The organism is Microbacterium sp. LWO14-1.2 (assembly GCF_038397715.1).
Classification (GTDB): domain Bacteria; phylum Actinomycetota; class Actinomycetes; order Actinomycetales; family Microbacteriaceae; genus Microbacterium.
This window is the reverse complement of record NZ_CP151633.1, coordinates 645917-658133: the sequence shown is the minus strand read 5'-3', so window position 1 is coordinate 658133 and position 12217 is coordinate 645917. Positions and strand designations below refer to the sequence as shown.

Here is a 12217-nt window from a genome sequence, read left to right as displayed (position 1 = left end):
ATTGATCTTAGTGTCATGGCGACCCTTAGTGCAGCAATGTGACGGCATCCGCTCGTCGAGTCCGAAACGTTATGCAGGAGCGTCGAGAGGTCTTGTCGAGGGTGGGCGGGTTTGTTAGGTTACTGTCCTAACAAACCCCCTCTTCCGGGAGTTTGCCCGCGAACCCGACCCAGGGTTCCGTCTCCATCCGGAGAGTCCCTCCTGCAGTGCAGCACCGAGAGGAAACGACAGAATGATCCGTACCGGAAAGCGCAAGATCGCGCTCACCGCCGTGGCGGGGGCTTCCGTCCTCGCCCTGGGCCTGACGGCCTGTGGCGCGGGTGGCAACGACGGGAGCGGCGCAGACGGCGACCGCGCGCTCCGTGTCTGGGCCGGAAGCCAGACCCCGATCACGGCGAACTACAACCCCTTCGCGCCCACCGTGCTCCACGGTGCGCTCGGCCCCATCTACGAGCCGCTGTTCTTCTTCAACAAGACCTCCGACTCCGAGCCGGAGGGCATGATCGGCGACACGTACGAGTACAACGAGGACGGCACGGTGATCACGATCACCATCAAGCCCGACCTCAAGTGGAGCGACGGCGAGCCGCTCACCGCAGCCGACGTCGCGTTCTCCTTCAACTACGAGGCGAACAACCCCGAGGGCAACGGCCTCGTCTCGGCCGAGGCGACCGACGACACCACGGTCGTGCTCACCTACTCGACCGCGCAGTTCACGACCGAGTTCCAGCGTCTCGGCTCGACGTACATCCTCCCCGAGCACATCTGGAAGGACGTCGACGACTACGCGAACTTCGCCAACGAGGAGCCCGTCGGATCCGGTCCCTACGTGGTCGACAAGACCACGAGCGAGTCGTACACCCTCGTCGCGAACGAGAACTTCCGCGGCGCCGACGACCTCGGGGTCAAGAAGGTGCAGTACATCGCGGTCGACAACAACCAGACCGCGCAGGACCTGCTCGCCGCCGGCAAGCTCGACTGGACCGGCATGTTCATCCCGAACCCCGACGACGTCACCGCGAACGGCGCGATCTCCTGGATCAACACCCCGCAGGACCCGACCGTCCTCTACACCTGCTCGAACGCCGAGCTGGGCTGCTCCGGCCCGCAGACCGACGTCGCCGTGCGCCAGGCGCTGAACGCGGCGATCGATCGCGGCACGATCAAGGACAAGGCGTTCGTCGGCCTGACCGGCGACATCTCGCCCACGTACGCGCTGCTTCCCCGCGACGAGAAGTGGGTCGCCGACTCCGCGAACGAGGTCAGCCCGCAGGAGGCGGACGCCGCCGAGGCCGGGTCGATCCTCGAAGCCGCCGGCTACACGAAGGGCTCCGACGGCATCTACGAGAAGGACGGCCAGAAGGTCGAGCTCACGCTCACCTCGGTCGACGGCTGGACCGACTACAACGACGCCGCGAAGCTGATCGCCGAGCAGGCCGAGGCCGCGGGCATCAAGATCAACGCCTCGACCGTGCAGTGGCAGGAGTTCTCCGACTCGCGTCAGAGCGGTGACTTCCAGCTCATCGTCGGAGGCATGGTCGGCACCTCCGTGGCCGACCCGTTCCAGATCTACCGCGACTGGTTCGGCGGCACGACCGTCGGCTCCACCGGCCCCGTGGGCGAAGAGGTGCCGACCGGCCGCTGGAACTTCAGCCGCTACAACAACCCGGTCGTCGACCAGGCCGTGCAGTCCGCGATCAGCACGAACGACGAGGCGACGAAGAAGGAGCTGTACGGGACGATCCAGACCGAGATCGTGCGCGACCTGCCGTACATCCCGCTGGTGATCAACGCGACCCAGACCTTCTACAACACGAAGGATTACACGGGCTGGCCGACCGAGGACGACCTCTACGCCTTCCCGCCGTCCTGGGGCTCGATCGCGGCAGGCTACGTCCTGACGCATCTGCAGCCGGCCAAATAGTCCGCGTCACCGGGGAAGCAGGGAGTCGAAGAAGACCGTCATGAAGTTCTACGCACGACGAATAGGGTTCTACGCGTTCACGCTGTGGGCCGCCATCTCCATCAACTTCCTGCTTCCCCGCATGATGCCGGGCAATCCCGCCGACATCATGATCGCCAAGATGCAGCGCGCGGGCGGCGAGGTCTCCGAGACCACCATCCGCAACATCAAACTGCTGCTCGGTGGCGACGACTCCTCCCTCTGGGAGCAGTACCTCTCCTACTGGGGGCGGATGTTCCAGGGCGACCTGGGCGTCTCCGTCACCAAGTTCCCGACCCCGGTGACCGAGTTGATCGGTCAGGCGCTGCCGTGGACGCTGATCCTCGTCGGCACCGCGACCGTCATCTCCTTCATCCTCGGCGTCGTGCTCGGCGCCTGGGCAGGGTGGAAGCGCGGCACGTGGGTCGACCACATCATCCCCGCGACGACCGTGCTGCAGTCCATTCCGTACTTCTGGATGGCCCTCATCCTCGTCGCCGTCTTCGCCGTGGGGCTCGGATGGTTCCCGATCTTCGGCGGCTACGACGTGTTCGACTTCCCCGACGGCCCGGAGCCCACGTGGGCGTTCTTCTCCAACGCGCTGTCGCACGCGATCCTGCCCGCGCTCACCATCGTGGTCAGCTCGGTCGGCGGATGGCTGTTCGGCATGCGCAACATGATGGTGCAGACGATGTCGGAGGACTACGTGCTCACCGCTGAGGCGAAGGGCCTGCGTCCCCGTCGCATCATGACGACCTACGCCGCGCGCAACGCCGCCATCCCGTCGATCGCCGGCTTCTCGATCACCCTCGGCTTCGTGGTCGCCGGCTCGATCGTCATGGAGCAGGTGTTCACCTACCCCGGCATCGGCAAGCTCATGTTCCAGGCCGTGACGAACAACGACTACGCCCTCATGCAGGGCCTGTTCCTCGTCATCACGATCACGGTGCTCGCCGCCAACTTCTTCATGGACCTGATCTACGGATTCATCGACCCGAGGGCGCGCCAGAATGTCTGACACCAAGCTCACCCCGATGCAGATCGTCAAGGAGCAGCCGACCTCGGAGCCGGCCACCACCGTCACGCTCGCGACGCAGAAGCCGAAGAAGGGGCGCGGTCTGATGCCGACCCGCTCGGCGAAGTTCATCGTCGGCATGGTGCTCGTGCTGTCGATCGTGCTGTTCGCGATCATCGCGCCGATGTTCACGCAGAACCCGCGCAGCACGGACAACGCCGCTCTGCAGCCTCCGTCCGCCGAGCACTGGCTCGGCACCACCAAGCTCGGCAACGACACGCTCGCCCAGCTCGCGATCGGCGCGCAGGGATCGCTGCTGGTCGGGCTCGTCGCCGGCGGCATCGCGATCGTCCTGTCGCTGGTCTTCGGCGTCCTCGCCGGCTATCTCGGCGGCTGGCGTGAGGACGCGCTCGCGCTGCTGACGAACGTCATGATCGTCATCCCCGGCCTCCCGCTCGTGATGGTGATCGCGTCGTTCGTCCCGCAGCGCAGCTGGCAGCTCGTGGCGTTCGTGCTCGGCATCACCTCGTGGGCGGGTGCCGCCTACGTGCTGCGGCTGCAGACCCGCTCGCTCCGCACCCGCGACTACGTGTACGCGTCGAAGGTCGCGGGTGAGCGCTCGTTCCGGGTCATCCTCGTCGAGATCATGCCGAACCTGCTGCCGCTGCTGACCGCGCAGTTCCTGTTCGCGATCATCTTCGCGATCCTCGGCGAGGCCGGCCTGTCGTACCTCGGTCTCGGCCCCAACTCGTCTATCACGTGGGGCAGCATCCTCAACGACGCGCAGTCCGGCCAGGCGCTCGGTCGAGGCGCCTGGTGGTGGTTCGTGCCGCCGGGTGTGATGATCGCGCTCCTCGGGGCGGGGCTCGCGCTCATCAACTTCGCGATCGACGAGGTCATCAACCCCAAGCTGCGCAACGCACCCGACGCGGCTCGCCGCGTGCGCAAGGCCGCCAAGACGAAGGGAGTCGCCGCGTGAGCGCCCCGGAAGCCGTGCTGACCGCACGCAACGTGTCCATCGAGTACGAGGTCGATCCGCCGGTGAAGGCCGTGCGCGACGTGTCGCTGACGCTCCACCGGGGCGAGATCCTCGGACTCGCCGGCGAGTCGGGATGCGGCAAGACCACTCTCGCGTACGGCATGAACCGGCTGCTCAAGGCGCCGGCGCTGATGACCGCGGGCGAGATCGTCTTCCACGATCGCGACGGCACCGACATCGACGTGGTCGCGCTCGACGGCGACGGGCTGCGGGCCTTCCGCTGGGACAAGATCTCGATGGTGTTCCAGGGCGCGATGAACTCGCTCAACCCGGTGATCGACGTGCGGGCGCAGATCTTCGACATCTTCGACACCCACCGACCGGGCATGTCGAAGCAGGACAAGCAGGCGAGAGCCGAGGAGCTGCTGACGCTGGTGGGGGTCGACCCCTCGCGTCTGCGCAGCTTCCCGCACGAGCTCTCCGGCGGCATGCGCCAGCGCATGATGATCGCGATGGCGCTCGCCCTCGATCCGCAGGTCATGGTCATGGACGAGCCGACCACCGCGCTCGACGTCGTCGTGCAGCGGGGCATCATCCGCGAGATCATGCGCTTGCGCGAGCGCCTCGGGTTCGCGGTCATCTTCATCACCCACGACCTGCCGATGCTCATCGAGATCAGCGACCGCATCGCGGTGATGCTGCAGGGCGAGATCGTCGAGCAGGGCACGGCGGAGGAGATCTACCGCACCCCGCAGCACGAGTACACCAAGCGCTTGCTGTCGAGCTTCCCGAGCCTGACGGGGGAGCGCGGCGACTTCGTCCGCACCGGCAGCCGCGTCAGCCAGGAGGAGATCCGATGAGCGCCCCCACCCTCGAAGCGCGGAACCTCGTCAAGGACTTCCACCTGCGGTCCGGGTTCAAGACCTCGGTACTGCACGCCGTGAAGGACGTGTCGTTCACGATCGAGGCGGGCAAGACGGTCGCGCTCGTCGGCGAGTCGGGATCGGGCAAGTCGACGATCGCGCGGATGCTGATGAAGCTGGAGACCCCGACGAGCGGGCAGATCCTGCTCGACGGGCAGGAGACGGGCACGAGCGGCCGCGCGGTCGAGGCGTACCGCTCGCAGGTGCAGATGGTGTTCCAGGACCCGTTCGCGTCGCTGAACCCGTACCACACGATCTTCCACCACCTCGAGCGGCCGATCCGGCTGCACCACCCGCGGCTGTCGCGGACCGAGGTGCGCGATCGTGCTCTCGAACTGCTGGAGCGCGTGCGCCTCACGCCGGCGGAGAGCTTCGCCGAGCGGCGCCCCCACGAGCTCTCCGGCGGACAGCGTCAGCGCGTCGCGATCGCGCGCGCCCTCGCGCCGGGCGCGCGGTTCATCGTCGCCGACGAGCCCGTCTCGATGCTCGACGTGTCGATCAGGCTCGGGGTGCTCAACCTGCTCGCCGACCTGCAGCGCGAAGACGACCTCGGCGTGCTGTACATAACGCACGACCTCGCCACCGCGCGCCACTTCAGCGACGAGATCATGGTGCTCTACAAGGGCGACGTCGTCGAGCGAGGACCCGCGGACGACGTCATCCTGAACCCGCAGCACGAGTACACGAGGACCCTGCTCGGCGCTGCGCCCGAGCCCGAGAACCTGGGCCGTCTGCGCGACGAGGTGAGGGCGGAGCTCGCGGGGCTCTGAGCGGTGGCGGCAGCGGGTCACCCGCTACACTGGGACCACAATCGAACATCGGCCGAACGGGCCACGCGGGAGAGCCCCGGCGAACGCAGCCGGGCACCGAAGGAGCAAGCCTCCCCGCCAATCTCTCAGGTACGCGTACCGCGGGGTCCCGGCCACTCTGGAAAGAGACGTGGAGCGCAGAGCCCCACGTCCGCCGACGGTGAAAGCCCCTCAGGGGTGAAACTCTCAGGCCCATGACAGAGGGGGAGTTCCGAGGAACGACGTCGCCGCCGTTCCGCCCGACCCAGCCCGGGAGAACTCCATGTCCGACCCCCGCTACACCCCGCTGCGAGACCGCCATGAGTCTCTCGGCGCGTCCTTCACCGACTTCGGCGGCTGGCAGATGCCGGTCAGGTACACGTCGGACCTCGCCGAGCACCACGCGGTGCGCCAGTCCGCCGGGATCTTCGACATCTCGCACATGGCCGAGTTCACGGTGCGCGGCGCGCAGGCCGCCGACTATCTCGACCACGCCCTCGCCGGGCGCCTGTCGGCGCTCGCCGTGGGCAAGGCCAAGTACTCGCTGCTGCTCGCCGAGTCCGGCGGGATCATCGACGACGTCATCGTGTACCGACTCGGCGACGAGGACTACCTCGTCATCTCGAACGCCGGGAACCGGGATGCCGTGCGCGAGGCGCTCTCCGCCCGGACCGACGGCTTCACGGTCGAGGTCGACGACGTCTCCGACGACTACGCCCTCATCGCCGTGCAGGGTCCGAACGCCGAGGCGATCCTCGCCGAGACCGAGGGAGTCGCCGACGTCAGCATCCCGTGGTCGGAGCAGCGCTACTACGCGTGGGCGACCGCGACGTTCGAAGGTCAGCCGCTGCTGCTCGCTCGGACCGGGTACACGGGCGAGGACGGCTTCGAGCTGCTCGTCCCCGCGGCGCTCGCCGGTTCGCTGTGGGATGCCGTGCTCGCCGCCGGTAAGTCGCACGGGTTGATCCCGGCCGGTCTCGCCGCCCGCGACACGCTCCGCCTGGAGGCGGGCATGCCGCTCTACGGCCACGAGCTCACGCTCGACACGAAGCCCGCGCAGGCGGGCCTCGGCCGCGTCGTCGTCTCGGCGAAGGAGAGCTTCGTGGGGAAGGACGCCGTCGATGCGGCATCCGATGCCCGCGTCCTCGTCGGTCTCGCCGCCGAGGGCAAGCGCGCCGGTCGCGCCGGCTACGCGGTCGTGACCGAGGACGGCACGCCGATCGGCGAGGTCACGAGCGGTGCCCTGAGTCCGACCCTGGGGCATCCCATCGCGATGGCCTACGTCGATCCTTCTTCCGCTGCGGAGGGATCCGCAGTATTCCTTGACGTGCGGGGAACCCGCATCCCCGCGACCGTGACCGCCCTGCCTTTCTACCGGAGGACAAAATGACCGATCTGACCACCCTCAAGTACAGCGAAGAGCACGAGTGGGTCGCCGTCGACGGCGCGGTGGCGACCGTCGGCATCACCGACTTCGCCGCAGACGCCCTCGGTGACATCGTCTTCGTCGAGCTGCCGGCCGTGGGCACGGCGGTCTCTCGCGGCGACGTGTTCGGCGAGGCCGAGTCGACCAAGTCGGTGTCCGAGCTCTACGCCCCGGTCGCCGGCACGGTGACCGAGGTGAACCAGGCCGTCGTCGACGACCCTGCGCTGCTGAACTCCTCGCCGTTCGAGGACGCGTGGCTCATCAAGGTCGAGGTCGCGGACGACGCGCTCGACGGACTCCTCGACCGCGACGCCTACGTCGCGCACACGGAGGGCTGATCGCCTCGTGGTCTCTTTCGCCGATCGTCACATCGGACTCACCTCGTCCGCCCAGAGTCGGATGCTCGACGCGCTCGGACTCTCGGCCGAGTCCGCCGAACAGAGCTCGATCGAGGCGCTGATGCGCGAGGCTGTGCCCGCCTCGATCTTCACGGCCGAGCACGAGGACAGCGTCATCCCGCCTGCCGCGAGCGAGACGGAGGCGCTCGCCGAGCTCCGTTCGCTGGCCCGCCGCAACGCGGTGAACCGACCGATGATCGGCCTCGGGTACTACGGCACCATCACGCCGAGCGTCATCCAGCGCAACGTCCTCGAGAACCCGTCCTGGTACACCGCCTACACGCCGTACCAGCCCGAGATCTCGCAGGGCCGCCTCGAGGCGCTCATCAACTTCCAGACGATGGTCTCGGAACTGACGGGTCTCACCACCGCGAACGCCTCCATGCTCGACGAGTCGACGGCTGTCGTCGAGGGGATGCTGCTCGCGCGGCGCGCCTCGAAGACGACGTCGAACGTGTTCGCCGTCGACGCGGACGCCTTCCCGCAGACCAGGGCCCTTCTCGCCGCTCGGGCGGAGGCCGTCGGCATCGAGGTCGTGACGGTCGACCTCGCCGCGGGGGAGGAGCTGCCCGCCGAGCTGTTCGGCGTCTTCGTGCAGTACCCCGGCGCATCGGGGCACGTATGGGACCCGAGCGCCGTGATCGACGCCGCGCACCTCGCCGGCGGTCTCGCGGTCGTCGCAGCCGACCTGCTCGCACTGACGCTCCTCGCGTCACCGGGGAGCATGGGCGCCGATGTCGCGGTCGGCACGACGCAGCGGTTCGGTGTGCCGATGGGCTTCGGCGGACCGCACGCCGGCTACATGGCCGTGCGCGCCGGTCTCGAGCGTCAGCTGCCCGGACGCCTCGTCGGCGTCTCGGTCGACGCCGACGGCCGTCCCGCCTACCGCCTGTCGCTGCAGACCCGCGAGCAGCACATCCGCAGGGAGAAGGCCACGTCGAACATCTGCACCGCTCAGGTGCTGCTCGCCGTCATGGCTTCCATGTACGCGGTCTACCACGGCCCGGACGGGCTCAGCGCGATCGCCCGTGAGACGGCCGCCAAGGCCGCTCTGCTGCGCGACTGGCTTGTCGAGGCGGGTGCCGAGGTCGTGCACGACGCCTTCTTCGACACGCTGCACGTGCGCGTTCCCGGCACCGCAGCCGAGCATGTCGCGGCCGCGCACGAGAAGGGCATCCTCCTGCACGGGGTGGATGCCGACACCGTGGGCATCTCGGTGGACGAGACCACCACGACCGCCGACCTCCACGAGGTGGCGCGGGTGTTCGGCGGTCCGCAGCAGCGCGTGTTCGGCCTGACCGGCCCGCTCTCGGCGCTACCCGAGGCGCTGCTCCGCCAGGACGAGTACCTGACGCACCCGGTCTTCCACGCGCACCGCAGCGAGACCGCCATGATGCGCTACCTGAAGTCGCTCGCCGATCGCGATTACGCGCTCGACCGCGGCATGATCCCGCTGGGCTCCTGCACCATGAAGCTCAACGCGGCCACCGAGATGGCGGCGATCACGTGGCCGGAGTTCGCGGGCATCCACCCGTTCGCCCCGGCATCCGACGTGCAGGGCTACCTCGACCTCATCGAGCAGCTGGAGTCGTGGCTCGCCGAGGTCACCGGGTACGACGCCGTCTCGCTGCAGCCGAACGCGGGCTCGCAGGGAGAGCTGGCCGGGCTCCTGGCGATCCGGGGGTACCACCACGCCAACGGCGACGTGCATCGCACGATCTGCCTGATCCCGTCGTCGGCCCACGGCACGAACGCCGCCTCGGCGGTGCTCGCCGGCATGAAGGTGGTCGTGGTCGCGACCGACGAGCTGGGCAACGTCGACCTCGCGGATCTGCGCGCCAAGATCGCGCTGCACGCCGACGAGCTCGCCGCCCTGATGATCACCTACCCGTCGACGCACGGCGTGTACGAGCAGGACGTCGTGGAGATCACGGCGGCCGTGCACGACGCCGGCGGTCAGGTGTACGTCGACGGGGCGAACCTGAACGCCCTGCTCGGCTACGCGCGGTTCGGCGACCTCGGCGGCGACGTCTCGCACCTCAACCTGCACAAGACGTTCGCGATCCCGCACGGCGGTGGCGGACCGGGCGTCGGTCCGGTCGCCGCGAAGGCCCACCTCGCGCCGTTCCTGCCCTCTCACCCGCTCGCGCAGCGCGCCGAGCACGCGGGCGGCTTCGTGTTCGACGGCGGACCGATCTCGGCAGCGCCGTACGGCTCCGCCGGCATCCTGCCGATCTCGTGGGCGTACGTCCGCATGATGGGCGCCGACGGTCTGCGTCGCGCCACGGCATCCGCCGTCCTCTCGGCGAACTACATCGCCGCACGCCTCGGAGAGCACTACCCGGTGCTCTACAGCGGCGAGAACGGACGAGTGGCGCACGAGTGCATCCTCGACCTGCGTCCCCTCAAGGAGGCCACGGGTGTCACGGTCGACGACGTCGCGAAGCGGCTCATCGACTACGGCTTCCACGCCCCGACCATGTCGTTCCCGGTCGCCGGCACCCTCATGGTGGAACCGACGGAGTCGGAGGACATCGACGAGATCGAGCGCTTCGTCGAGGCCATGGTCATGATCAAGGCGGAGGCGGATGCCGTCGCCGCCGGCCGCTGGCCCGCCGACGACAACCCCCTGGTGAACGCTCCGCACACCGCGGTGTCGCTCATCGCAGGGGAGTGGGAGCACGCCTACACGCGGGAGGACGCCGCCTACCCGGTGCACGCCCTCGTCGCGGGGAAGTACTGGCCGCCGGTGCGGCGCATCGACCAGGCGTACGGCGACCGCAACCTCGTGTGCGCCTGCCCGCCGATCGAGGCCTTCGCCTGATCACGGCGACAGGAAGGGGGTCGGATGCGGTGGCATCCGACCCCCTTCAGCGCTCGTGACGCCGGCGCGTCCGCAGAGCGGCCAACAACCGTACTCGCGTCGGCCGCGTGTTTCAGCAATATTACGGATGGTCACCACTGAGTAACGGTTCATTAGCCGAGCGCGGGGTTGCGTGCACCCCGGGTTACGCTCAACTATCCCTACGCGTTCGACGATGAGCGCGCAGTCTGATGAATACCCGTCCACAGGAGGACACACAGTGAAGCGCAACAAGATCGCCCTTGCGGGCACCGCGCTGTTCGCGATCGGCGCCCTGGCGCTCGCGGGCTGCGCGAGCGGCGGCGGCAACAACGACGGCGGCAACGCCGGTGGCGAGGCCGACGCGGATGCCATCATCACGACGAACGGCTCCGAGCCCGAGAACCCGCTGATCCCCACCAACACCAACGAGGTGGGTGGCGGCAAGATCCTCGACGAGATCTTCGCCGGTCTGATCTACTACGACGCCGAGGGCAAGCCGGTCAACGACATGGCCGAGGAGATCACGACCGAGGACCCGCAGCACCTCACTGTGAAGCTCAAGGAGGGCCAGACCTTCACCAACGGTGAAGAGGTCACCGCCGACAACTTCATCAAGGCGTGGAACGAGGGCGCCAAGGCCTCGAACAAGCACCTCTCCAGCTACTTCTTCGAGGACATCGAGGGCTTCAGCTACGACGAGGACTCGGAGCTCACGGGTCTCGAGCAGGTCGACGACTACACGTTCACCATCGCGCTGAACAAGCCGGCGTCCGATTTCGCGCTGCGTCTCGGCTACTCGGCGTTCTACCCGCTCCCCGACGTCGCGTTCGAGGACATGGCGGCGTTCGGTGAGAACCCGGTCGGCAACGGTCCCTACAAGCTCGACGGCGAGGGCGCGTGGCAGCACGACGTGCAGATCGACCTCGTCCGCAACGACGACTACGACGGTGGCCGCAAGGCCGCCAACGGCGGTCTGACGATCAACTTCTACGCCACGCAGGAAGCGGCCTACGCCGACCTGCTCGGCGGCGAGGTCGACGTGATCGATGTCATCCCCGCGGCGTCGCTGCCGACGTTCCAGGACGAGCTGGGCGACCGGGCTGTGAACCAGCCCGCAGCCGTCTTCCAGTCCTACACGATCGGTCAGTTCCTCCCGCACTTCTCGGGCGAAGAGGGCATTCTCCGCCGTCAGGCGCTGTCGATGGCCATCGACCGTGACCAGATCACCGAGAAGATCTTCTCGGGCACGCGTACCCCGGCCTCCGACTTCACGTCGCCGGTCATCGACGGCTGGTCCGACTCGGTCCCCGGCAGTGACGTTCTGAAGTACGACCCCGAGAAGGCGAAGGACCTGTGGGCTCAGGCCGACGAGATCTCGCCCTGGGAGGGCACCTTCCAGATCGCCTACAACTCGGACGGCGGACACCAGGAGTGGGTCGACGCGGTCACGAACCAGATCAAGAACAACCTCGGCATCGACGCCTCGGGGGCCCCGTACCCGACGTTCGCGGTCATCCGCGAGGAGATCAACAACCGGTCGATTCAGACCGCTGCCCGTTCAGGGTGGCAGGCTGACTACCCGGGTCTGTACAACTTCCTCGGCCCGCTCTACGCGACGGGCGCAGGCTCGAACGACGGCGACTACACGAACCCCGAGTTCGACGCCGCCATCGAGGCCGGAATCAGCAACCCGGACCCGGCCGCGCAGCTTGAGGACTTCACCAAGGCTCAGGAGATCCTCTTCAACGACCTCCCGGCCATCCCGCTGTGGTACTCCAACGTGACCGGTGGGTACAGCGAGAACGTCGACAACGTCACGTTCGGCTGGAACTCCGTCCCGCTGTACTACGAGATCACGAAGGCCGCCAAGTAGGTCTGATCACGAACGACCCCGCGAGGCG

At 67.9% G+C, this 12217-nt stretch carries 9 protein-coding genes and 1 riboswitch; all 9 genes read left to right on the top strand.

What is annotated here, in order from left to right; translation table 11 throughout:
* Positions 1 to 232: 232 nt before the first annotated feature.
* The 9 genes from MRBLWO14_RS03220 to MRBLWO14_RS03180 all read left to right on the top strand — a co-directional run bounded on the left by MRBLWO14_RS03220 (position 233) and on the right by MRBLWO14_RS03180 (position 12189).
* Positions 233 to 1924, top strand: coding sequence for an ABC transporter substrate-binding protein (locus tag MRBLWO14_RS03220; protein ID WP_341935031.1), 1692 nt, complete (start codon positions 233 to 235; stop codon positions 1922 to 1924).
* 40 nt (positions 1925 to 1964) lie between these two features.
* Complete coding sequence (locus MRBLWO14_RS03215) at positions 1965 to 2960, top strand: ABC transporter permease (protein WP_251585878.1); 996 nt, start codon at positions 1965 to 1967, stop codon at positions 2958 to 2960.
* Complete coding sequence (locus tag MRBLWO14_RS03210) at positions 2953 to 3936, top strand: ABC transporter permease (protein ID WP_341935029.1); 984 nt, start codon at positions 2953 to 2955, stop codon at positions 3934 to 3936. The genes MRBLWO14_RS03215 and MRBLWO14_RS03210 overlap by 8 nt, the downstream gene beginning before the upstream one ends.
* The gene (locus MRBLWO14_RS03205) at positions 3933 to 4796 is read left to right on the top strand and encodes an ABC transporter ATP-binding protein (protein ID WP_341935028.1); all 864 of its coding nucleotides are present in this window, start codon (positions 3933 to 3935) and stop codon (positions 4794 to 4796) included. The genes MRBLWO14_RS03210 and MRBLWO14_RS03205 overlap by 4 nt, the downstream gene beginning before the upstream one ends.
* A complete protein-coding gene (locus tag MRBLWO14_RS03200) occupies positions 4793 to 5629 on the top strand; it encodes an ATP-binding cassette domain-containing protein (RefSeq protein ID WP_341935027.1) in 837 nt (278 codons plus the stop codon). Before MRBLWO14_RS03205 ends, MRBLWO14_RS03200 begins: the two co-directional genes overlap by 4 nt.
* A gap of 56 nt (positions 5630 to 5685) precedes the next feature.
* Positions 5686 to 5780: riboswitch (glycine riboswitch) on the top strand.
* A gap of 150 nt (positions 5781 to 5930) precedes the next feature.
* Positions 5931 to 7037, top strand: coding sequence for a glycine cleavage system aminomethyltransferase GcvT (gene gcvT, locus MRBLWO14_RS03195; protein WP_341935026.1), 1107 nt, complete (start codon positions 5931 to 5933; stop codon positions 7035 to 7037).
* Positions 7034 to 7411: a glycine cleavage system protein GcvH gene (gene gcvH, locus MRBLWO14_RS03190; RefSeq protein WP_341935025.1), complete on the top strand. Its 378-nt coding sequence runs from the start codon at positions 7034 to 7036 to the stop codon at positions 7409 to 7411. Before gcvT ends, gcvH begins: the two co-directional genes overlap by 4 nt.
* Before the next feature lie 7 nt (positions 7412 to 7418).
* Positions 7419 to 10295: an aminomethyl-transferring glycine dehydrogenase gene (gene gcvP, locus MRBLWO14_RS03185; RefSeq protein ID WP_341935024.1), complete on the top strand. Its 2877-nt coding sequence runs from the start codon at positions 7419 to 7421 to the stop codon at positions 10293 to 10295.
* Between the two features lie 259 nt (positions 10296 to 10554).
* Positions 10555 to 12189: an ABC transporter substrate-binding protein gene (locus tag MRBLWO14_RS03180; RefSeq protein ID WP_341935023.1), complete on the top strand. Its 1635-nt coding sequence runs from the start codon at positions 10555 to 10557 to the stop codon at positions 12187 to 12189.
* The last annotated feature ends 28 nt before the right edge of the window (positions 12190 to 12217 follow it).

What these genes read in the sequence shown, in the direction of transcription:
- MRBLWO14_RS03215 (WP_251585878.1), top strand. Translation starts at nt 1,965, where the DNA reads ATGAAGTTCTACGCACGACGAATAGGGTTCTACGCGTTCACGCTGTGG.
- MRBLWO14_RS03210 (WP_341935029.1), top strand. Translation starts at nt 2,953, where the DNA reads ATGTCTGACACCAAGCTCACCCCGATGCAGATCGTCAAGGAGCAGCCG.
- gcvH (WP_341935025.1), top strand. Translation starts at nt 7,034, where the DNA reads ATGACCGATCTGACCACCCTCAAGTACAGCGAAGAGCACGAGTGGGTC.
- gcvT (WP_341935026.1), top strand. Translation starts at nt 5,931, where the DNA reads ATGTCCGACCCCCGCTACACCCCGCTGCGAGACCGCCATGAGTCTCTC.
- MRBLWO14_RS03200 (WP_341935027.1), top strand. Translation starts at nt 4,793, where the DNA reads ATGAGCGCCCCCACCCTCGAAGCGCGGAACCTCGTCAAGGACTTCCAC.
- MRBLWO14_RS03220 (WP_341935031.1), top strand. Translation starts at nt 233, where the DNA reads ATGATCCGTACCGGAAAGCGCAAGATCGCGCTCACCGCCGTGGCGGGG.